Annotated in this window: 15 protein-coding genes and 1 tRNA gene; 6 read left to right on the top strand and 10 right to left on the bottom strand. The window is 68.6% G+C overall.

Annotated elements, in window-relative coordinates:
• The first annotated feature begins 3 nt into the window (after positions 1 to 3).
• The 3 genes from DYE23_RS07845 to DYE23_RS07835 all read left to right on the top strand — a co-directional run bounded on the left by DYE23_RS07845 (position 4) and on the right by DYE23_RS07835 (position 2869).
• Entirely contained in the window at positions 4 to 282 is a 279-nt protein-coding gene (locus tag DYE23_RS07845) for a cytochrome C oxidase subunit IV family protein (protein ID WP_011895418.1), read from the top strand.
• 113 nt (positions 283 to 395) lie between these two features.
• Positions 396 to 1727, top strand: a complete 1332-nt coding sequence (locus DYE23_RS07840; RefSeq protein WP_011895419.1) for a histidine phosphatase family protein — start codon at positions 396 to 398, stop codon at positions 1725 to 1727.
• 128 nt (positions 1728 to 1855) lie between these two features.
• On the top strand, positions 1856 to 2869 hold the full coding sequence (locus tag DYE23_RS07835) for a substrate-binding domain-containing protein (protein ID WP_013472434.1): 1014 nt from the start codon (positions 1856 to 1858) through the stop codon (positions 2867 to 2869).
• A 183-nt stretch (positions 2870 to 3052) separates the two neighbouring features.
• Here DYE23_RS07835 and DYE23_RS07830 read toward each other — a convergent pair.
• The 7 genes from DYE23_RS07830 to DYE23_RS07800 form a co-directional block, all read right to left on the bottom strand.
• Positions 3053 to 3126 (bottom strand) — tRNA-Met (locus DYE23_RS07830).
• Between the two features lie 101 nt (positions 3127 to 3227).
• Complete coding sequence (htpG, locus tag DYE23_RS07825; protein WP_013472435.1) at positions 3228 to 5183, bottom strand: molecular chaperone HtpG; 1956 nt, start codon at positions 5181 to 5183, stop codon at positions 3228 to 3230.
• Positions 5184 to 5266: 83 nt separating this feature from the next.
• Positions 5267 to 6655 (bottom strand): FAD-binding oxidoreductase, encoded by a 1389-nt coding sequence (locus DYE23_RS07820; protein ID WP_011895487.1) that lies wholly within the window; start codon positions 6653 to 6655, stop codon positions 5267 to 5269.
• 232 nt (positions 6656 to 6887) lie between these two features.
• On the bottom strand, positions 6888 to 7508 hold the full coding sequence (locus DYE23_RS07815; protein WP_013472437.1) for a hypothetical protein: 621 nt from the start codon (positions 7506 to 7508) through the stop codon (positions 6888 to 6890).
• 169 nt (positions 7509 to 7677) lie between these two features.
• A complete protein-coding gene (locus DYE23_RS07810) occupies positions 7678 to 11124 on the bottom strand; it encodes an ATP-binding protein (RefSeq protein ID WP_115326933.1) in 3447 nt (1148 codons plus the stop codon).
• A gap of 13 nt (positions 11125 to 11137) precedes the next feature.
• Positions 11138 to 14152 carry a UPF0182 family protein gene (locus DYE23_RS07805; protein WP_115326932.1) on the bottom strand — a complete coding sequence of 1005 codons (3015 nt, stop codon included), beginning with the start codon at positions 14150 to 14152 and terminating at the stop codon, positions 11138 to 11140.
• An 89-nt stretch (positions 14153 to 14241) separates the two neighbouring features.
• Positions 14242 to 15264 carry a YlbL family protein gene (locus DYE23_RS07800; protein ID WP_013472440.1) on the bottom strand — a complete coding sequence of 341 codons (1023 nt, stop codon included), beginning with the start codon at positions 15262 to 15264 and terminating at the stop codon, positions 14242 to 14244.
• A 134-nt stretch (positions 15265 to 15398) separates the two neighbouring features.
• On the opposite strand from DYE23_RS07800, the gene DYE23_RS07795 reads away from it, so the two are divergent.
• The 3 genes from DYE23_RS07795 (at position 15399) to DYE23_RS07785 (ending at position 19082) form a co-directional block, all read left to right on the top strand.
• Complete coding sequence (locus tag DYE23_RS07795) at positions 15399 to 16781, top strand: zinc-dependent metalloprotease (RefSeq protein WP_115328898.1); 1383 nt, start codon at positions 15399 to 15401, stop codon at positions 16779 to 16781.
• An 87-nt stretch (positions 16782 to 16868) separates the two neighbouring features.
• Positions 16869 to 17702, top strand: a complete 834-nt coding sequence (locus tag DYE23_RS07790; protein ID WP_115326931.1) for a bacteriocin biosynthesis cyclodehydratase domain-containing protein — start codon at positions 16869 to 16871, stop codon at positions 17700 to 17702.
• A 42-nt stretch (positions 17703 to 17744) separates the two neighbouring features.
• The gene (locus DYE23_RS07785) at positions 17745 to 19082 is read left to right on the top strand and encodes a macrolide-binding ATPase MABP-1 (RefSeq protein ID WP_115326930.1); all 1338 of its coding nucleotides are present in this window, start codon (positions 17745 to 17747) and stop codon (positions 19080 to 19082) included.
• Between the two features lie 19 nt (positions 19083 to 19101).
• Here DYE23_RS07785 and DYE23_RS07780 read toward each other — a convergent pair whose 3' ends face one another.
• The 3 genes from DYE23_RS07780 to DYE23_RS07770 form a co-directional block, all read right to left on the bottom strand.
• On the bottom strand, positions 19102 to 19395 hold the full coding sequence (locus DYE23_RS07780; RefSeq protein ID WP_011895495.1) for a WhiB family transcriptional regulator: 294 nt from the start codon (positions 19393 to 19395) through the stop codon (positions 19102 to 19104).
• 109 nt (positions 19396 to 19504) lie between these two features.
• Complete coding sequence (locus tag DYE23_RS07775; RefSeq protein ID WP_147292271.1) at positions 19505 to 19699, bottom strand: hypothetical protein; 195 nt, start codon at positions 19697 to 19699, stop codon at positions 19505 to 19507.
• Positions 19700 to 19804: 105 nt separating this feature from the next.
• Complete coding sequence (locus DYE23_RS07770) at positions 19805 to 21928, bottom strand: ATP-dependent DNA helicase UvrD2 (RefSeq protein WP_115326928.1); 2124 nt, start codon at positions 21926 to 21928, stop codon at positions 19805 to 19807.
• Positions 21929 to 21969: the final 41 nt, after the last annotated feature.

Raw genomic sequence — 21969 nt, 5'->3', positions numbered from 1 at the left:
GCCGTGACGTCTTATGTGCGCCACCCGTTGACCGCCGTCTGGGCGGTGCTCACCGCGGTGACGATCGTGTCGTGGCTGACCGCGCGCGACGGCGGCGCGTCGCACCACCTCAACGCGACGGTCACCGTCGTCGTGCTGGTGATCGCGGCCGTCAAGACCCAACTCGTGATCTGGCATTTCATGGAGGTCCGCCACGCGCCACAGTGGCTGAAGGTGACGGCCAACGGGTGGCTGATCGCCGTCGTCGGGTTGCTGCTGGGCTTCTACTTCGCTGCGTTGTGAGCGCTGCGGGGTCACGCGGGCGAGATGCGCTGTGTGGCTCCGCCGTTTGGGCCCCTTCCCTGCGGTGCGCGTCGTACCGTGGGCACACGCACCGGGGCAGAATCGGAGTGGTGATGCCAGATCCACGGACGTGTCGAGTTCGACGAATTCTGATCGCGGCGCTGTCGGCGGTGCTCCTCGTCCTGGTGTCGGCGATTCCGTCGTGGGCGATGACGTTGACGTTCGTGCGTCACGCGGAATCTCTGGCCAACGAGGCCGGCATCATCGACACCCGAGTGCCCGGCCCCGGGCTGAGTGAGGCAGGTGAGCTTCAGGCGCGGGCGATCGCACCTGTGCTCGCCGGCATGGGTTTCGACGGCATCTATGTGTCGTCGATGCTGCGGACCCAGCTGACGGCACAGCCGATGCTCGATCTGCTGCCCGGGTCGAGCTATCAGGTCCTGCCCGGCCTTCGGGAGATCTCGGCGGGCATCTTCGAGGGATCGTCCGAGAACGAGGGCCTGGGCCGGCTGGGCTATGCCCTGGCACCGGTCACCTGGATGCTGGGCGCCCGGTTCGTGCCCGTGCCCGGCGGGGAGGACGGAAACGCGTTCGACGCCAGAGTCGATGGTGCGATCGCGGAGATCGCCGACAACGGCGACGAGAACGCAGTGGCCTTTGCGCACGGCGCCACGATCATGTTCTGGGTGATGATGAACGTCGACAACCCCGACCTTCTGTTGATGCTCAGGCATCAGTTGGACAACGTCGAGTCGGTGGTGGTGGAAGGCAGCCCCGAGGAGGGCTGGACACTGGTGAGCTGGGCGGGACAAGCCGTCTCAGCCGACCCGTCGCTGGCCACCAAGCTGCTCGTCAACGTCCGGGACCTGGTGGTCGCGCCGCAGACCGCGCTCTACAACGTCGGCACGGCGTTCTCGTCGGGCGACTTCGAGACGCTGGTGAATGCGGTGCGCGACGGCCTGATCGAGGTGACCCGGGCGGTGGTCCGGTTCATCCCCGACACCGTGCGCGACATCGTCGACGAGTTCCGCCCATCCGTGACCGAGGACAGTCTGGACGTCACCGAGCTGCACCGTGCTGTCGTGACCGCCGCTCCCCAGGACGACGACGAAGCCGAACCGCAGTCCGTGGCGGTCGCCGAGGCCGAGACACGCAACGGTTCGGGCGTTGCACCCGCGGGCTCCACACCGCCGTCGGGTGACGAGGTCACCGGCAGTACTGACGACGACGAGGCGACGGCCTCCGACGTCGTCCTCGAGGACACCGTCGACGTAGACACCATCGACGTAGACACAGTCGAGGAGGACACCGGCGCATCCGACCATGCCGTCGGGAACCACCCCGACGCCGAGGCCGATGACGCAGCACCGGCGAACGGCTCGGCCAAGTCCTCCGACGACGACGGGGATTCCGACGACGACGCGTCGGAACGGGCAGCCGCGTAGCCACCCACAGTCAGACTCGCCGACGGATTGGGTTCCATCACAACGGAAGACGGCAATCCTCCTCTGCCCAGCACCTAAGTAGGCCAGTCTGGTACTCAACCCTGCCGGGTCCACGAATGGAGAAGTGAATGCGCCGCAGTCGAACTGCCCTTCTCGGTGCGGTGGGCGTGACCATGTCGCTGGTCGCCGCGTCCGCGGGCGCCGCCAACGCCTCCCCGGATGCCGGCGACGTGACGATGGTCAACGTCGTCAAGGTCGAAGGCATCCCCTGGTTCAACCGAATGGCGGTGGGCGTCGAGAACTTTGCGAGTCGCACCGGCGTCCACGCGAGCCAGGTGGGCGCAGACGACACCAGCGCGCAGAAGCAGGTTCAGCTCATCGCGGACCTGATCCCTCGCCGCCCCACCGCCATCACCGTGGTGCCCAACTCGGTAGATGCGCTGGAGGATGTTCTCGGCCAGGCTCGCGCCCAAGGCATTACCGTCGTCTCGCACGAGGCCACCGGAATTCGGAACGCCGACATCGACATCGAGGCCTTCGACAACGCCGCCTTCGGCAGGCAGACCATGCAGAGCCTCGCCCAGTGCATGGAAGGGCAAGGCGAGTACGTCCAGTTCGTCGGTAGCGTGGCCATGACGACACACATGCAGTGGGTGGACGCCGCACATGACATGCAGCTGGCCGAGTTCCCCGGTATGACCCGCATCGAGGGACCGGTCGAAACCGCCAACGACGAGCCGACCGCCTACGCGAGGGCCACCGAGCTGCTGGTGAAGTACCCGAACCTCAAGGGCTTCCAGGGCGCGGCCAGTACCGATGTGCCGGGAATCGCCCGGGCCGTCCGGGACGCGGGCTTGCAGGACCGGACATGTGTGATGGGCACGGCGGTTCCTTCCGTGGCGTCGACGTTCTTCGCCGATGGCTCGATCGACAAGATCTTCTTCTGGGATCCGGCGATGGCCGCGGAAGCGCAGCTGCAGATCGCGCTGATGCTTGTGCAGGGCGAGAAGATCGAGACAGGCACCGACCTGAATGTCCCCGGCTACGACTCGCTGACCAAACTCGACGGCTACGACAACGTCTTCGTCGGAAATGCCGCGCTGGAAGCCGACGCCAACACCATCTCCCAGTACCAGTTCTGAACGATCCGTACGTCTGCGAAAGTCCCACGTCGACGACCATCCGGCCCCGTGAGGAACCGCCGGCGAGAACGCCTGCGCGGCCACTGAGCCGCGTCGTGTCGTACTCGGATCTGAGAGGGATCAACGCCGTCACCGCCCATGAAAACGGCCCCCGGAGTTTCCTCCGAGGGCCGTTCCATTTAGTAGCGGGGACAGGATTCGAACCTGCGACCTCTGGGTTATGAGCCCAGCGAGCTACCGAGCTGCTCCACCCCGCGACGGGTGAAAGCTAGGTTACCGGGACGGCCGCTCGGCTCCAAATCGCCTGTTCAGAGGGCTTGGACCGGGATTCTCCCCCGCGAAAACGCGTCTCCTGCGACTAGGACTGATCCCCCACCATGCGCGTCAGCCGGTCAGCGAGCAGTCCGGCGAAGCGCGCCGGATCCTCCAGCGCACCGCCCTCGGCGAGAAGCGCGGTCCCGTAGAGCAATTCAGCGGTACCGGCCAGCTCGTCGTCGGCACCCCGGCTCTTGTGCGCTTCCCTGAGACCGACGACGAGCGGATGGGTCGGGTTCAGCTCCAGAATCCGCTTCTCGACCGGCACCGGCTGACCTGACGCCCGGTACATGCGCGCCAGCGCCGGGGTGATCCCGAAGGTGTCGGTGATCAGGCACGCCGGCGAATCCGTCAGCCGGGTCGACAGGCGCACCTCCTTGACGTGGTCACCCAGCACCTCCGTGAGCCACGCGATCACGTCGGCGAACTCCTTCTCGCGCTCCTGGCGTTCGGTCTCCTGGGCTTCCTTGTCCGCCTCGGAGTCGAGGTCCACCTCACCCTTGGCCACCGACTGCAACGGCTTGCCGTCGAACTCGTGGATCGACTCCACCCAGACCTCGTCGACCGGATCGGTCAGCAGCAGCACCTCGTAGCCCTTGGCCTTGAACGCCTCCAGATGCGGCGAATTCAGAAGCTGCTGCCGCGATTCGCCTGCGGCGTAGAAGATCTGGGTCTGCCCCTCCGGCATCCGTTCGACATATTCGGCCAGCGTGGTCGGTTCGTCGTCGCTGCGCGTCGAGGCGAACGAGCTCACACGCAGCAGCGTGTCCTGATTGTCGGTGTCGCTCAACAGGCCCTCCTTGAGGACTCTGCCGAACTGCGTCCAGAACGTGCGGTACTTCTCTGGCCGCTCAGCCTGCATCTCCGCGATGGTCGAAAGCACCTTCTTGGTGAGCCTGCGCCGGATCGCCCGGATCTGGCGGTCCTGCTGAAGGATCTCGCGAGAGACGTTGAGCGACATGTCCTGTGCGTCGACGACGCCCTTGACGAAGCGAAGATAGGGCGGCATCAACTGGTCGCAGTCACCCATGATGAAGACCCGTTTGACGTAGAGCTGCACCCCGACCGTGGCGTTCTGCTGGAACAGGTCGAACGGCGCATGCGACGGGATGAACAGCAGCGCCTGGTATTCGAACGTGCCCTCGGCCCTCATGGCGATGGTTTCCAGGGGCTCGTCCCATGCGTGCGCCACGTGCTTGTAGAACTCGGTGTACTCCTCATCGGAGACCTCGTCGCGGGGCCTGGCCCACAGCGCCTTCATCGAGTTCAAGGTCTGGGTCTCGACGGTGACCGTCTCCTCGCCGCCCTCCTCGGACGCCGGGGTGCGACGCTCGACATCCATCCGGACGGGCCACGCGATGAAGTCCGAGTACTGCTTGACCAGCTCCCGGATCTTCCACTCCGAGGTGTAGTCGTGCAGCTCGTCCTCACGGTCCTCCGGTTTGAGGTGCAGCGTCACCGAAGTGCCCTGCGGCACTTCACCTCCCGCCTGATCGACCGTCTCGATGGTGTAGCTGCCCTCACCGGTGGACTCCCATCGGGTGGCCTCGCTTTCGCCCGCCTTGCGGGTGAGCAGCTCGACACGGTCGGCCACCATGAAGCTCGCGTAGAAGCCGATGCCGAACTGGCCGATGAGTTCCTCGTTGGCGTTCGCGTCCTTCGCCTCCCGCAACTGCTGACGAAGCTCGGCCGTCCCCGATTTCGCGAGCGTTCCGATCAGGCGGACGACCTCGTCGCGTGACATGCCGATGCCGTTGTCGCGCACCGTCAGCGTGCGGGCCTCCTTGTCGACGACGATCTCGATGTGCAGATCGGAGGTGTCGACGTCGAGGTCCTTGTTCCGGAACGCCTCGAGCCGAAGCTTGTCCAGCGCGTCGGAGGCGTTCGAGATGAGCTCGCGCAGGAACGAGTCCTTGTTGCTGTAAACGGAGTGGATCATCAGATCCAGCAGTTGCCGTGCCTCCGCCTGGAATTCGAGCTGCTCAACGTGCGGTGCCATGTGCTCTCCCCTTCGACAAGACGATCTGCAGATGCCGGGAGAAAAATAGTAGCGAGCCCTCCGGGTCGGTTACCGGACGGCCGCTACACGACGGTTCGGATGACCTGACCCGTCGCCAGCGTGCGCGCCGGATCGTAGCGATCGGCGAGACCGGCCAGCCAGTGCAACGTGTCGTCGGTGTAGACCCGCGACGGGCGGGCCGGGTCATAGGACGGCGCGAAGTTCGGCATCTGCCCGCCGGTCGACCACGGCGCCACGGCCCCCGTCACCGCGCCGGCGTGGGCGATCACCATGTCGGCGATCTCGGGTGCCGGCACCCCGATGACCGCCAGCGAGAACGCCGCGTTGCGGTGACAGAACGCGCTGCGGTGCGTCGCCTCGCGCGCCAGCGCGCCCCCGAGGTGGCGCAGTTCGACGATGGCCTGCGGCGACCCCGACTCGGGACCCGCGGCGGCCAGCAGAGCCTCCACGGCCTCCGGTGGCAGCTCGCGCAGCAGGGCCTGATCCTCGTTGATCGGCATCGGGTCGACCGGATCGGCATGCACGGCCCCGATCGCGGCATACGGGAGCACACCGACGGTGTCGAGCACGGGTGTTGCGACCGCGCGCATCGGTGCGAGCGCCTGCTCGGCCTCGTCGACGTCGCCGACCGCGGCATAGCGCACCGCCACCGTCATCCGGCCGGCCAGCGGCTCGGGGACCTCCGGAAGCGGCGGGAGCTGCTGGATCGCGATCGACGTGTTGATCGTCTCGGGCAGATCCACGCACCACGCGGCCCACGCGCGCAGCACATCCGCGACGTCATCGGCAGCGAAATATACTGCACCGCCGTAGAACTCGGGAACCGGCAGCAGGTCGATCTCGGCGGAGGTGACGATGCCGAGGGTGGCCTTCCCACCGCGCAGCCCCCAGAACAGGTCGGCGTTCTCGTCGGGCGCGGCACGCAACAGCCGTCCTCCGCCGGTCACCACGTCGAAGGAGCGCACATGGTCCGACGACAGCCCGTAGGTGCGGACGAGCGGGCCGATACCCCCACCGGTCAGGTAGCCGATGACGCCGACGCCCGGCGCCGAACCGCACAGCGGCGCAAGACCGTGCGGGGTCGCGACGTCGAGCACGTCCTGCCACCGTGCGCCCGCGCCCACCCGTGCCGTTCCGTTCACCACGTCCACCGAGACGTGCCTCATCGCCGACGTCTGGATCAGGATCGTGTCCGGACCCACCCCGACGGCGCCGTGCCCGGTGGCCTGGACGGTGACCCTGAACCCGTGGGCCGCAGCGAAGCGCACGGTGCCGGCCACATCCTCGGGGGACGTCGCGAGCACGACGGCAGCGGGTTCGACGGGTGCGACCACATTCCACGGCCTGCAACGCTCATAGCCGGGCTCGCCGGGCAGGGCCACAGGGGTGGCGACCTGGTCGCGCAGACTGCGCAGCGCCTCGTCGCGCCTCAGGTCGGTCGGTACGGTCATCGGAATCCTTTTCTCGGATGTCTTGTGCTGCCGACGAGCATCGCCGAGTCGCCTTGGCGAGGGCTTGGCCGCGGGCACCAAGAAAAATCCAAGCGGAAACCTACCGCGTGACCTGGAACTTTGCGCGCGCTCGAGTGGGGCGAGCGCGCGGTCTTGCACGCCCTGACACGGAGTGTCGGCGTGCAGACTCGCGCGCTCGCGGTGCTGCTGGGCCCGGTGCTGCGCGGGCCCGTCAGGCCATCTCGGGGACCCGCAGGTGGGCCAGCACCAGGTCGCAGTCGCACTCGTCGAGGATCTCGGCGCCGGCGTCGCGGATCGTGGCCGACCGCAGCTCCTCCATCGCCTGCCGGTTGCGCCGCAGCGCCTCCGCGCTGTCGAAGGTCACCGACGCGACCCCGAATCCCGAATCGCGATCCACCATCAGACTGGCGCTGCAGAAGCCGTCCAGCTCCTCCAGCGCCGGGATGGTCGCGAGCCGGAAGCCGTCGACGGCCCGTTCGACGTTCTCGTGGGCAACGCGGGCCCAGGTCACCCGCACGCAGGCGCCCGGCGAGGAGCGGTGGTCGCGGTGCAGTGCGGCGATCTCCCACTCGTCGACGGTGGGACTGCCCCCGAGGATCTCGGCGGCGTGGTCGCGGTAGGTGTCGGCGGTCCGCCGGCTGGCGTGCATCGCCTCTTCGGAATCCCATGCCGTCGTCACGATGCAGCGCCCGGTCTGGCGATCGACCAGCAGCGAGAGACCGACGTAGCCGTCGAGCTCGGTCAGCCCCGGCCACACCGTGTCGTGGATGTAGGTGATCCCCGCGTCGACGGCCGAGGACCGCGCGTGGACAGTTGAACTACGCGCATACATGTCTGCCTCCGTAGGACGTGGCAGCGTCCCAGCGGCGCCGCCGGACGTCCTCATCGTCCTCCCCCGCCGACCTCAGGGCAAGGACGAACGGCCCGCCGAGCGCGCGGTCTTGCACGCCCCGACACGGAGTGTCGGCGGGCAGACACGCGCGCTCGCGGGGCAAGGGGGGTCACACCAGACGTGAGGCCGCCTCCACGACCGCGGCCATGCCCAGGTCGGCGGCCTCGGCCGCCAGGGCCGAGGCCGCAGCCGAACGCCCGGGCGACTCCTCGGCCAGCTCGCACTCCAGCAGCCGGCACCGCAACAGCGTGGGCACCCCGGCGCTGCGCTCGGCGATAGTGCGCGCCACCGCCAGATCAGTGAGGGCGGCCACCTTGTCGCCGCGTAGCGCGTGCAACCGTGCCGTGGCCAGCGCGACCGGTCCGGCCATCCCGACCTGACCGATCACGGCGATCCGGTCCCGATACGGATCCAGCTGCGCCAGAAGCGGTTCGGCGAAATCGGGCAGGTCGTGGTCGACGGCGAGATGTGCGAGCAGCGTGTGGTGACCCAGCGTCGTCCAGATGTGGGCCCGGTCGGTGTGTTGCGCCCAATGCCGCAAGGTGGCCAGGGCTTCGGCTCGGGCCTTCGGGCCGCTCAGCAACGTCAGCACCCCGGTCCGCACCACACCGACCATGCCGAGACCGCCGGCCTGCTGCGCGTTCAGGTCCGTCCAGCTGGGATCGACCGGACCGCCGCGCTCGCGCAGCAGGGTCGCGCGAGCGAGCAGCCCGCTGCCCGCTTCGTACAACTCGGTCTGCTCGTGCACGTGCGCCGCGATCGCGTGGTGACGTCCGGCCTCGGCGAAATCACCGTGCCACACCGCCAGCACCGCCTCCATCCAGCGCAGCTGCGCCCGCAGCACCGGCAGTTGCAGTTCCTCGCTGCCCGCGATACCGGCCTGCACGTGCCGCCGGGCGCCGTCGACGTCGCCGAGGTTCATCGCGGCCATCGTGGCCACCGAATGGGCGATCACCGCGTCCTCACGAGATCTGCTGTGGCGCAGAGCGTTCAAGCGCTGCACCCACTCCAGTGACTGCGCACTCAGCGTCGCCACCCCGGAGAAGGTGATGAGCCGGCCGATCAGGACGTCGGCGATCACATCCGGATCCCCGGTGGCTTCGGCCAGCCGCTCGGCGCGGTCGAGCAGTTCGGGGGCGATCGTCGGGTCGGGGTGGTAGCAGTGCCCGACGGCCAGCGCCGGCAGGACCCGCGCCGCCGACGCGGGTTCCCCCTCCGACAGGGTCGCCGCCCGCGACAACAGGGTCAGCAGCTCTCCCGGGTCGTTTCCGGGCGCGAGCCACGGCCATCCCCCGCTGGCCCGCAGCAGCGCGCTGGCCACCCGCCCCGCGCTGGCCGCGCGGCCGGTGCGCAGCGCCTCCCCCAGGTACCGTGTGACGCTGTCGAGGACGAGCTGCCCCCGGCCGGCCCGGGAGTGCGCTTCCAACAGCTCGACGGTCAGCGCGTCGCGGTCGGCGTCGTCGCGCTCGGAGGCCGGGAGCCGGTCGTAGGCGTCCAGTGCGGCCTGCCACCAGCCCGCGGCGATATCCGAACTCCATTGCTGCGTCGCCTGTTCGGCGGCCAACCGGCACGCCGGCACCACCACCGTCGGCTCCACGAGAGGCTGCGCCGCGACGAGGTGCTGCGCACGCCACGTCGGAGCGTCGGGCAGGGCGCTGTCGGCCAGCACGTCGGCGACCTTGGCGTGCACCCGCTGCCGGCGCAACGCCGGCATCCCGGTCAGCAGCTGTTCGCGCAGCAGGCCGTGGGCGAACACGTAGCCGTCGCCGGTATGGGAGTTGACGATGATGCGCTCGTCGGCCGCCTCGTCGAGATAGTCGGCGAGGGTGTCGAGGTCCAGTGCCGTCGTCCGGGCCAGCAGTGGGACCGTCACGGAGTCCAGCACGTCGGCGATCACCGCCGCGGCGCGCAGCACCTGCATCACCGCGGGGTCGAGTGCGGCGAGCCGCCGATCCAGCACAGACCGCACCGCCCGCGGAATCTCGTTGCCCGCCCGCTCTTCTCGGGGAAGACGGGCGTATTCGGAGACGAAGAACGGGTTGCCGCCGGTACGGTCGGCGAGCTCGGCGGCCTCGGCGGCGGTCACCACTTCCTCGGCGACCTCGTTCGCCAGCGTCGCGACGTCCTCCGACGACAGCGCCGGGACCTCGATGAGCCGGTTCGCCTCGCCGCGCGCGACGGTACTGAGCAGCCGGGAGACCTCGGCCGGGTGCTCACCGTCGCGCACCGTGACGACCACCAGAACGGGGCGGTCACGCAGCGTCCCCGCGATGTAGGCCAGGCACGCCGCCGAGGTGGTGTCCGCCCACTGCACGTCGTCCACCACGACCGCGAGCAGGCGTGGCGCCGACTCCAGGAGTCTCTGAATGCGTTCGTAGACGAGAAATCTCGCGGTGTCCGGATCGGCGTGCGGCGGGATCTCGAGAACCTCGTCGGCGTCGGCCCCCAGCGCGCGGACGAGCTGGCGCATCGGCCACCACGGCGGTGTGCCGCGCTCGTCGGGGCAGTTCACCCACACCACGTCACCGTCGCCGGCGGCGACGAGCCCGGCGATCTCCTCGGCGAGCCGGGTCTTGCCGATCCCGGGCGGACCCGAGAGCACCAGCCAGCGCGCCGCGCCCGCGGTCACGCGATCCAGAACGTCTGCCGCGGCGGCCAACTCGCGTCGCCGACCCACCAGTGGTGCCCGGTGCGACGCCGACTCGACGGTGTCGAGCCGCACCGGGACCGCCTCGGTCGCGGTGACGGCCGCAGCCCCGGTCCACCCCGGCGAACGCGGCCAGCCGGACAGCTCGGGCGCCTGCCGCAGCACCGCGGTCTGCAGATCACGCAGCTCGGGCCCGGGTTCGAGACCCAGCTCGGCGTCGAGGCGGCGCGCATACCGGGTGTAGACCTCCAGCGCGTCGGCCGTGCGTCCCGCCCGGTACAGCGCGAGCATCTGCAGCCGGCACCCCCGATCGGCCAGCGGGTCGAGCGCACCCAACTGGGATGCCGCGGTCAGTGCTGCCGGTATCTTGCCCAGCGCCAACAGCGACATCACCTTGCCGGCAAGGCATTCGGTGCGCATCTCGGCGAACCTGGCCGCATCCTCACGGATCCAGTCGGCGTCGCCGATGTCCTCCAGCAACTCACCGCGCACCAGGCTCAGCGCCGTGTCGGCTTCGGCGAGCGCCTCGTCCCAGCGTTCGCCGTCGATCGCCGCCGCTGCCCGCGCGCACGCCGCGGTGAACACCGCGATGTCCGACTCGTCGGGTCCGGCGTCCAGGAAGTAGCCGGGGGGCTGCCGCACGATCGGCTGCGCGACCGACGACACCGTCCGGTCACCGGCACCGCTACGCAGCGCGCGGCGCAGGTTCGAGATGTACACCTGCAGGCTCGCCGTCGCGCTGGCGGGAACGTCGTCTCCCCATACGACGTCGACCAGCCGGTCCGTCGAGACCACCCGCCCCTGCGCCAGCAGCAACGCCGCCAGTACGGACCGCTGCTTGCGCGGGCCGATATCGACCGCTGCCTCCCCGTGGACCACCTGGAGTGGCCCGAGCAACCGATAGCGCACCGGCGGGGGTGGGTCAGTCGGTTTCTTGGTACTTGTTCACCGCGTCGTCGAGGCGTTGAAGAGCCTCTCCGTACTGCGCGAAGTCACCGCTCTCCTGGGCGCCGCGAAGCGCATCCAGGGCGGCGTTGACATCTTGCAGCGCAGCCGATTTCGCGGCAGAGAGCTGCGTGGGACCAGTCGGCGGCACCGCAACCGGGACCTCCGGCCGCCCTGCCGGCGCCTGCCCCTGCCGGTTCGGTGGTTGCGCAGCCGGCGGCGCGGTGTTGTTGCCCTGCGCCTGCGGCGCCTGCCCGGCAGGCGGTTCGGTGGCCGCCGGCCCGGTTGCGGTCGCATCGGCGCCGGGACCGAACAGGTCGGTCAGCGCGTCGCGCACCGTCGGCCCGTAGCCGATCTGGTCGTTGTACATCATCGCCACGCGGATGAGTCGCGGATAGGTCGACGCGGCATCGGTGTTGCCCGGGGACGCGTAGATCGGTGCGACGTAGAGCAATCCGCCGTCGCCCATCGGCAACGTCAGCAGGTTGCCCCAACGGATCCGGTTCTGGCCGTCGCGGCCGATCTGACCCAGCTCGGTCGAGATGGCGGTGTCGGTGCTGATCGCGTTGAACGCCAGCTTCGGACCGTTGACCTGACCCGGAACGGTCAGAACCGTGAGCCGGCCGTAGGTCTCGGGGTCCGAGCTCGCGCTGATGTAGGCCGCCAGGAAGTCACGCCGGAACCGGTTCATCGCGCTCGTCAGCTGGAACGACGCCGAACCGTTGTTCTCCGCAAGGTCTTTGGCGACGATGTAGTACGGCGGCTGATAGCTGCTCGCCGTCGGGTTGGGATCCAGGGGCACGTCCCAGAAGTCCGACGTCGAGAAGAACGTGACCGGATCGTCGACGTGGTACTTGGCCAGCAGCGCTCGCTGCACCTTGAACAGATCCTCGGGGTAGCGCAGATGCTCCTGAAGTTCCGGGGAGATGTCGCTCTTGGGTTTGACGCTGTCCGGGAACACCTTCATCCACGCCTGCAGCACCGGGTCCTGCTCGTCCTGTGCGTACAGCGTCACGGTGCCGTCATAGGCGTCGACGGTGGCCTTGACCGAGTTGCGGATGTAGGACACCTGCTTGTCGAGCTGCAACCGGTTCTGCGCCACCTCGTTGGAGTCGGTGGTGACCGACGACAACGTCGACAACTCCGAATACGGGTAGTTGTCCAGCGTGGTGTAGCCGTCGACGATCCAGACGATGCGCTCGTTGACGATCGCCGGATAGACCGTTGTGTCGGTCGTCAGCCACGGGGCCACCGCCTCGACACGGTCGGCCGGGTCGCGGTTGAACAGGATCTTGCTGTTCTCGTTGATGACGTTGGAGAACAGGAAGTTCCGCTCGGCGTACTTCGCGGCGAACACGCTGCGGGTCAGCCAGTTGCCGATCGGGACACCACCGCTACCGGTGTAGGTGTAGTTGCGGGTGTCGGTGTTGGTTTCGTAGTCGTACTCGCGGGGGGTGCCGCTCTCGCCGACGATCGCGTAGTCGTCGGCCGCACTCGCGATGACCGGACCGAAGTAGATGCGCGGCTGCGCCAGCGGAGCGGGACCGGGTGAGGACACCTCGCCGTTCGCGCCGACCACGCTGGCGAGGAACTCGGGGTACCCGCCGTTCTGGTTCGGGTCGTTGGCGATCCCGCGCACGGTGTTCGCCGGCGACGCGATGAACCCGTTGCCGTGGGTGAACACGGTGTGCCGGTTGATCCAGTCGCGCTGGTTGTCGATCAGCCGGTCCGGGTTGAGCTCACGGGCCGCGACCACGTAATCGCGCAGATTGCCGGAGTCGTCGCGGTAGCGGTCCATGTTCAGCTGGTCGGGGAAGAAGTAGAAGTTCTTGCCCTGCTGGAACTGGGTGAAGGCCGGGGCGACGATGTTGGGGTCGAGCACCCGGATGTTCGACGTGGTGGCGCGGTCGGCGGCGACCTGCTGCGCCGTCGCGGAGGCGTTACCCGGGTAGTCGCGGTAGGTGACCGACTCCTCGGTCAGTCCGTAGGCCTGCCGTGTCGCGGTGATACTTCGGCTGATGTATTCGCTTTCCTTCTGCGCGGCGTTGGGACGCACGCTGATCTGCTCGACCACCAGCGGCCAGCCGGCGCCCACCACCAGCGACGACAGCAACAGCAGCACCACGCCGATGGCCGGAATACGCAAGTCGCGCAGGAAGATCGCGGAGAACACCGCGACCGCACAGATGACGGCGATCGCCATCAGGATCAGTTTCGCGGGCAGCACCGCGTTGATGTCGGTGTAGCCCGCGCCGGTGAACGGCTTGCCGCCACGGGTGTGGCTGAGCAGCTCATAGCGGTCGAACCAGTACGCGACCGCCTTGAGCAGCATCAGCAACCCGACGAGGGTGATCAGCTGGATGCGGGCCGCGCGGCTCAGCGCCCCGCTGCGACCGGCCAGTCGGATGCCGCCGAACAGGTAGTGGCCCAGCAGGTTCGCCAGGAACGCCAGGAAGACCCCGACGAACAGGTACGTCAGCACCAAGCGGTAGAACGGCAGGTCGAACGCGTAGAAGCCGAGATCGATGCCGAATTGGGGGTCGGAGACTCCGAAGTCACCGCCGTGCAGGAACAACTGCACCCGCTGCCAGTAGCTCTGTCCGACGAAACCCGCGAGCACACCGATGGCCAGCGGCACGCCGATGCCGATCAGGCGCAGCCGGGCCATCACCGCGGTGCGGTACCGCGCGATCGGGTCGTTGGGGCCTGCGGTCGGCACGAAGACCGGCCGGGTGCGGTAGGCCAGTGCGAGCCCGGCGAACACGACGGCGCCGACGAGGATCGCGACCACGAAGAAGATGACGAGCCGCGTGATGATCTGGGTGGTGAAGACCGACCGGTACCCCAGCTCGCCGAACCACAGCCAGTCGACATAGGTGTCGATGAAGCGCGGCCCCAGCAGCAGGAGCAGAACGAGGACCGCGGAGACCGCGATCAGAAACCGGCTTCGTTGCGTCAGGCTCGGCATTCTTGCCGCGGGCCGCATACCCACTCGACTACTCCACTCTCGGAAATTCCCAGCACATGCACAGGAAGGACGGATTCCGCCCTCACTTTACGCATCTGATCTGAGGCGGCGAGTCAGCAGCGTGGAGGTTCACCACCAGCGGAAAGCGTCCGCAAACCGTCGACGGCCTGCTCGAGGGTCTCGACCTTGAGCAGTTCGATCCCGTCTGCGTCGGCGGTCCTGGCCTCGGCGCAGTTGTCGGCGGGCACCAGGAACACGGTGGCACCGGCCTCCTGCGCCGCGGTCACCTTGTGGGTGATGCCGCCGATGGAGCCCACTTTCCCGTCGCCGGAGATGGTGCCGCTGCCGGCGACGAACTTGCCGCCGGTGACGTCGCCGGTGGTGAGTTTGTCGACCACGGCCAGACTGAACATCAGCCCCGCCGACGGTCCCCCGATGTTGGCGAGGTTGAAGTCGATCGTGAACGGCGCCCACGGCGCATCCAGCACGTTGACCCCGAGAATGCCCTGATCGCGGTCCGGATGCTTGCCGAGCGTGATCTCGGCGGTGCCCATCGGCGCGTTCTTGCGGCGGTAGTCGACGGCGATCGTGTCTCCCGGCTTGTAAGCCTTGAGCAGTTCCTGGAACTGGTCGAGGGTCGCGACGGGCTTGCCGTTCACACCGTCGATCGCGTCGCCCCCCTGGAGCTTGCCCTTGGAGGGGCCTTCCTCGTCGATGCTCTCGACGGTGACGGCCATCGGGTACTTCAGGTGGTGCAGCGCGGCGTACTCCGCACTGTCCTCGGACTGACGGAAGTCCTGGCTGTTGGCCTCGTCGATCTCCTCGCGGGTCTTGTCCGGCGGATACACGAGATCGCGCGGCAGCAACTGGTCGCGTCCCGAGGCCCAGAAGATCAGCGCCTGACCGAGCGTGAGGCCGTCACGCTGCGACACCGTGGTCATGTTGAGGTGCCCTGATGTCGTGTGGACGTCGGCGCCCTCGATGTCGACGACCTCCTTGCCGTCGACCTCGCCCAGGGTGTCGAACGTCGGTCCGGGTCCGAGGGCCACATAGGGGACGGTCACCGCGGACAGCAAGATCCCGAAGATCAGGATCGGCGCCAGCGCGACGACCAGGGTCGAAATCCGCCTGTTCACGCCGCCCACAGTAAAGGTCGGTTCTGCGGGGAAGCCGTGAAGACCGCCCGGGACGGGCCGGCGGGACGCCCCGGTTCACTCTCAGCGTGACCGCGTCGGCACACGACGCGGCCATGGTGAGTACCGTTGTGGGCATGGCTGACCTGCCTTTCGGCTTCTCTGCCGGGGACGACCCCGACCGCGACAAGCGCAACAAGGACAACTCCGGATCCGGACCCGGCTCGGGTGCGGACCCGTTCGGGCTCGGCATGCCCGGCGCGGGCGGTGAATTCGACATGTCGCAGCTCGGGCAGATCTTCTCCAAGCTCGGCGAGATGTTCAGCGGCGCGGGCACCTCGATGTCCGGCGGGAAGTCCGGCGGACCGGTCAACTACGACCTCGCCCGCCAGCTCGCGGCGAGCTCGATCGGCTTCGTCGCGCCGATACCCGAACAGACCACCAGCGCCATCGCCGATGCGGTGCGGTTGGCCGAGACCTGGCTCGACGGTGTGACCCCGATCCCCGCGGGCACGACCAGGACGGCGGCGTGGACGCCGACCGACTGGATCGACAACACGATGGGCACCTGGAAGCGGTTGTGCGACCCGGTGGCCGAGCAGATCTCGACGGTGTGGGCACAGGCACTGCCCCAGGAGGCGCAGGCGATGGCCGGCCCGCTGTTGGCGATGATGTCGCAGATGGGCGGCATGGCGTTCGGCTCGCAGCTGGGCCAGGCGCTCGGCACGCTGTCCAAAGAGGTGCTCACCTCCACCGACATCGGACTTCCGTTGGGCCCCAAAGGTGTTGCGGCACTGATGCCCGAGGCCGTCGAATCTCTGGCCGAAGGTCTGGAGCAGCCGCGCAGTGAGATCGTCACGTTCCTCGCCGCCCGCGAGGCGGCCCACCACCGTCTGTTCAGCCACGTGCCGTGGCTGTCGAGCCAGCTGCTCAACGCCGTGGAGGCGTTCGCCAAGGGCACCAAGATCGACATGAGCGGCATCGAGGAGTTCGCGCGCGGCTTCAACCCGGCGTCGTTGACCGACCCGTCGGAGATGGAGCAGTTGCTCAACCAGGGCATCTTCGAGCCGAAGGCCACCCCGGAGCAGACGGCGGCGCTGGAGCGGCTGGAGACGATGCTCGCGCTGATCGAGGGCTGGGTCCAGACCGTGGTCACCGACGCGCTCGGCGACCGCATCCCCGGCACCTCGGCGCTCAGCGAGATGCTGCGCCGCCGCCGCGCCACCGGCGGCCCCGCCGAGCAGACGTTCGCGACCCTGGTCGGTCTGGAACTGCGGCCGCGCAAGATGCGCGAGGCCGCCGACCTGTGGGTCAGGCTCACCGAAGCCGTCGGCGCCGATGCCCGCGACGGCGTCTGGCAGCACCCCGACCTGTTGCCGAGCGCGTCCGATCTCGATGAGCCGGCCGCCTTCATCGACCGGATGATCGGCGGCGACACCAGCGACATCGACAGCGCGATCGCCGATCTGGAGCGCGACTTCAGGCGCGGTGACACCGGGCCCGGCGAGTCCACGGATTAGTCCCCGCGTGGTTCCCGGCCCCTGTGGATAACCCGGCTGCGGGCCTCGGCGCCGTGACAGTGTCGGAACATGACGCGGTGTCGAACCATGACGCGGTACGCGCTCAGCCCCGCCACCCCGGTCCTGTCCCGTCCCGACGGGACGGTGCAGGTCGGGTGGGATCCCCGCAAGGCGGTCGTGGTCCGTCCCCCTGCCGGGTTGCCGGGTAGCGTTCTCGCCGAGCTGCTGCGGGCACTGCAGGGGGTCGCGACCGCGCCGCAGCTGCAGAGACTGGCCGCCGGACACGGTGTCGACGCACCCGTGGTCGACGGCCTGGTCGCCCACCTGATCACCCGCGGAATCGTCACCGAGGCACCGCGGACCCCTGTGAGATCCGTCGCGGTGCGGGTGCACGGGGACGGTCCGCTCGCCGACCTGCTGATCAATTCGCTGCGTCACGCGAACGTGCGGGTCAGCCACAGCACCCGGCCCAATGCGTCGAGCGGACGCCCCGACCTCGTCGTCCTGACCGACTACCTGGTGGCGGACCCACGGCTGGTCCGCGACCTCTGCGACGCCCGCGTCCCGCACCTGCCTGTTCGGGTGCGCGACGGCACGGGCCTGGTCGGCCCGCTGGTGATCCCGTCGGTGACCAGTTGCCTGCGGTGCGCCGACCTGCACCGTAGCGACCGTGATGCCGCGTGGCCGGCCATTGCGGCGCAGCTGAGCCGCACCGTCGGCAACGCCGACCGGGCCACCGTCCTGGCCACCGCGGCGCTGGCGCTCAACGAGATCGACCACATCGTCCGGTCGCTGCGGCCCGACCATCCGGGCGCCGTCGCGGCCTCGCCGGAGACCCTGGACACGACCCTGGAGTTCGACGTCGCCGCCGGGACGGTGCAGGCGCGTCGGTGGACGCGCCATCCGGACTGCTCGTGCTGACAACCCCTGTTACCAACTCGTTGGTGGAAGTTCGCGGAGTTCGTGGATGATGGACTGGTGAGTGAGATCAAGCGGGGCAGCGTCGCGCGCAATGCCAAGCTCGCATCGTTGCCGGTGGGGATGGCAGGACGCGCCGCGCTCGGCTTCGGCAAGCGGTTGACCGGGAAGTCGAAAGACGAGGTCAACGCCGAGATGATGGACAAGGCTGCCCAGCAGCTGTTCACCGTGCTCGGCGAGCTCAAGGGCGGCGCGATGAAGGTCGGCCAGGCGCTGTCGGTGATGGAGGCGGCCATCCCCGAGCAGTACGGCAAGCCGTACCGGGAGGCGTTGACCAAGTTGCAGCGTGAAGCGCCGCCGCTGCCCGCGGCCAAGGTGCACCGCGTGCTGGACCAGCAACTGGGCACCAAGTGGCGGGAACGCTTCCAGACCTTCGACGACAAGGCCGTCGCGTCGGCCAGCATCGGCCAGGTGCACAAGGCGGTGTGGGCCGACGGCCGCGAGGTCGCTGTGAAGATCCAGTACCCGGGCGCCGACGAGGCCCTGCGCGCCGACCTCAAGACGATGCAGCGCATGGTCGGTGTGCTCAAGCAGCTCTCCCCCGGCGCCGACGTGCAGGGTGTCGTCGACGAGCTGATCGAGCGCACCGAGATGGAGCTGGACTACCGCCTGGAGGCCGACAACCAGCGGGCCTTCGCGAAGGCCTACGCCGGTCATCCCGAGTTCGTCGTCCCCCACGTCGTCGCGAGCGCACCCAAGGTCGTCATCCAGGAGTGGATCGAGGGCATCCCGCTGTCGCACATCATCCGCGAAGGCACCCAGGAGCAGCGTGACCTGATGGCCACCCGGCTGTTCGAGTTCTGCGACGACGCGCCGACCCGCCTGGAGATGGTCCACGGGGACGCTCACCCCGGCAACTTCATGCTGCTGCCCGGCGACAAGATGGGTGTCATCGACTTCGGCGCCGTCGCGCCGATGCCCGGCGGCTGGCCCATCGAGCTCGGCCAGATGCTGCGGTACGCGGTGGACAAGAACTACGACAAGCTGTTGCCGACCATGGAGAAGGTCGGGTTCATCCAGAAGGGTCAGAGCGTGTCGACCCGCGAGATCGACGACATGCTCAAGCAGTACGTCGAACCGCTGGAGGTCGAGGTCTTCCACTACACCCGCCGGTGGCTGCAGAAGATGACCAACATCGAGCTGGAGAAGGCCGCAGGCCAGATCAAAGCGGCCCGGCAGATGGACATTCCGCCGAAGCTGGCGATCCCGATGCGGGTCATCGCATCGATCGTCGCGATCTCGTGCCAGCTCGACGCGCACGTCCCCACCCGGCGCATCGCGATGGAGAACGTCCCGGGATTCGCTGATCCCGACGGGGTGTGACCGTCGGGATCAGCGAATCTCACGCGGCGACAGGGCTTTTCGAATCCTTGCGGGGACGCCCCCGCGGCCGCTTGCGGGCGATGACCGAGCCGCGGTCAAGGATCTCGCCACCCCAGACGCCCCACGGTTCCTGACGCTCCAACGCGGCGTTCAGGCAGGCCCGCTGTAGCGGGCAGTCCGCACACAGCGCCTTGGCGCGTTCGAGGTCGCGGGGATCCTCGGCGAACCACAGGTCGGGGTCCTCGACATGACACGGCACCGCTGGCTGCCTCGTTTCCGATGAGGGCGTCATCTCGCATGTCGGCGAAGACATGTCGGTCCTCTGCTTTCTGATCGTTGATACTCGGCGGGGTCTTGCGGGAAAAACAAAAAGGCCACGGATCCCTGATCGCGGGTCCGTGGCCTCGGGGGCGGTGTGAGGGCTAGTGCCGGGCTGGCACCTCGGGGTAGCCCTTCACGGACGCGGCAATCGTGCCGGCGGCGGCGCGGCGCTTACGCGGCGCGGCCACGGCGGCAGCGGCAGCAATCGGGTGTGCGGGATGTACCTGGGACGGCACATGGAGGGTCCGCAGCATGCCGGTCGCGCTGACGCTGGTGATCATGTCGTTGCTGATCATGTCGGACACCCTCCTTTCGCACATGGCCCGTCTGTGTCGTTCGAGGCTAAACGCTAGCAGGAAAATCCCGCAACGCATTTTTGACCAGCACTTTTGGCGCGATCTTTACGACTTCTGGCGGCCTTTGACCAGTGCGAGGACGTCGGGTCCGTACTGTTCGACCTTGCGGGCGCCGATGCCCGGGATCGCCACCAGTGCCGCATCGTCGGTCGGCATGGATTCGGCGATCGCGATCAGGGTGTTGTCGGTGAACACCACGAAGGCCGGCACGCTCATCTCCTTGGAGATTCGCAACCGCCAGTCCTTGAGCTCGGCGAGCAACTCGTCGTCGATGTCGGACGGGCAGCTCTCACACCGTCGCAGCATGATCGCCGTCGGAGACGTCAACTGCGCGTTGCAGACCCGGCATCGCGGCGCCGGCCCGCGCGGCTTGCGGGAGCGACTGGGACCGTCGTCGCGCTGCGACTGCGGAGCGATCCCGGTGAGGAACCGTGACGGGCGTCTGCCCTGCCGGCCGCCCGGTTTACGGGCCAGCGCCCAGCTCAGCGTCAGATGCACGCGAGCCCGGGTGACCCCGACGTAGAGCAGCCGACGTTCCTCTTCGACGGGTTCGCTGTCGGGTCCGTGCGACAGCGCATGCGAGATCGGCAACGTGCCGTCGGCGAGCCCGACGAGGTAGACCGCGTCCCACTCGAGCCCTTTGGCCGCATGCAGCGACGCCAGCGTGACGCCCTGGACCACCGGCGGATGACGGGAATCGGCGCGCTGACGCAGCTCGGTGAGAAGCGCCCGCAGATCCAGGTGCGGACGCTGGGCGACCTCGTCGTCGACCAGTTCGGCCAGCGCGACGAGCGCCTCCCAGCGGTCCCGGGCACGAGTGCCCGCCGGAGGTTCGGCCGTCAGTCCCAGCGGTTCCAGGATGGCGCGCACGATCTCGGGCAGCGAACCGCCGGTGTCGCCCGCGCCGCGTTCGGCGACGCGTTGCAGCGCCAGCAGGGCCTGGCGGATCTCCTGCCTGCTGAAGAAGCCCTCGCCCCCGCGGACCTGGAACGCGACTCCGGCTTCGGTGAGCGCCTCCTCGTAGACCTCCGACTGGGCGTTGATGCGGTAGAGAACCGCGATTTCCGATGCGGCGGTACCGGATTCGATGAGCGTCCGGATGCTCTTGGCGACGGCGGCGGCTTCGGCGACCTCGTCGGGATACTCCTTGAACACCGGCTCGGGACCCGGTGGACGCTGCCCGACCAGGTGCAGTCTGCTGCCCGCCATGCGACCGCGGGCCCCGGCGATGACCCGGTTGGCCAGCGAGACCACCTGCGGGGTCGACCGGTAGTCGCGCTCGAGCCGTACGAGGGTGACCTCGGGAAAGCGCCGGGAGAAGTCGAGCAGATAGCGCGGGGAGGCGCCGGTGAACGAATAGATGGTCTGGTTCGCGTCGCCGACCACGGTCAGGTCGTCACGGTTGCCGAGCCAGGCGTCGAGGACGCGCTGCTGCAACGGCGTCACGTCCTGGTACTCGTCGACGACGAAGCACCGGTACCGGTCCCGGAACTCCTGGGCGACCGCCGGGTCGTTCTCGATGGCCGCGGCGGTGTGCAACAGCAGGTCGTCGAAGTCCAAGAGCACGAGACCCTCGTTACGGGTCTTGAGCGCCTCGTAGTTCGCGTAGACGGTGGCGATCTTCGCCGCGTCGAACGGGATGTCGCGGCTGACCTCGGCCACCGCGTCGGCATAGGTCTCCGGGCTGATCAACGAGGCCTTGGCCCACTCGATCTCGCCGGCGAGGTCGCGGACGTTGTCCGTGCCGGTCGGTAGCCCGCCACGGTTGGCGGCCTGCGCGACGACGGCGAACTTGCTGTCCATCAGCTGCCATTCGGTGTTACCGACGACCCGGGGCCAGAAGTACGACAGCTGACGGCGCGCGGCGGCGTGGAACGTCTGCGCCTGCACGCCACCGGTGCCCGATCCCTCGTCGAGGGCGCGCAGGCGCCCTCGCATCTCGCCCGCGGCGCGTTGGGTGAACGTCACCGCGAGCACCTGACCGGGCGCGACGTGCCCCGCGGTGACGAGGTGTGCGATGCGGCGGGTGATGGTGCGCGTCTTACCGGTGCCGGCTCCGGCGAGCACGCACACCGGACCGCGCGGCGCCAGCACGGCTTCGCGCTGCTCGTCGTCGAGGTCGCCCAGCAGCCGGTCGCGGGAGGCCGTCGGGGACATGGCGACCATCATGTCAGCGTGCCCCGACAAACGCGGGCCTCGGGAGGGCATGT

It is taken from the genome of Mycolicibacterium gilvum, from assembly GCF_900454025.1.
Classification (GTDB): domain Bacteria; phylum Actinomycetota; class Actinomycetes; order Mycobacteriales; family Mycobacteriaceae; genus Mycobacterium; species Mycobacterium gilvum.
Note: the sequence above shows the minus strand (reverse complement) of the source record. Positions and strands in the feature narration are given on the sequence as shown.

Coding starts and splice junctions, on each gene's coding strand:
- DYE23_RS07795 (WP_115328898.1), top strand. CDS start 15,399: ATGGCTGACCTGCCTTTCGGCTTCTCTGCCGGGGACGACCCCGACCGC.
- DYE23_RS07790 (WP_115326931.1), top strand. CDS start 16,869: ATGACGCGGTACGCGCTCAGCCCCGCCACCCCGGTCCTGTCCCGTCCC.
- DYE23_RS07835 (WP_013472434.1), top strand. CDS start 1,856: ATGCGCCGCAGTCGAACTGCCCTTCTCGGTGCGGTGGGCGTGACCATG.
- DYE23_RS07780 (WP_011895495.1), bottom strand. CDS start 19,395: ATGTCTTCGCCGACATGCGAGATGACGCCCTCATCGGAAACGAGGCAG.
- htpG (WP_013472435.1), bottom strand. CDS start 5,183: ATGGCACCGCACGTTGAGCAGCTCGAATTCCAGGCGGAGGCACGGCAA.
- DYE23_RS07815 (WP_013472437.1), bottom strand. CDS start 7,508: ATGTATGCGCGTAGTTCAACTGTCCACGCGCGGTCCTCGGCCGTCGAC.
- DYE23_RS07840 (WP_011895419.1), top strand. CDS start 396: ATGCCAGATCCACGGACGTGTCGAGTTCGACGAATTCTGATCGCGGCG.
- DYE23_RS07820 (WP_011895487.1), bottom strand. CDS start 6,655: ATGACCGTACCGACCGACCTGAGGCGCGACGAGGCGCTGCGCAGTCTG.
- DYE23_RS07775 (WP_147292271.1), bottom strand. CDS start 19,699: ATGATCAGCAACGACATGATCACCAGCGTCAGCGCGACCGGCATGCTG.
- DYE23_RS07770 (WP_115326928.1), bottom strand. CDS start 21,928: ATGATGGTCGCCATGTCCCCGACGGCCTCCCGCGACCGGCTGCTGGGC.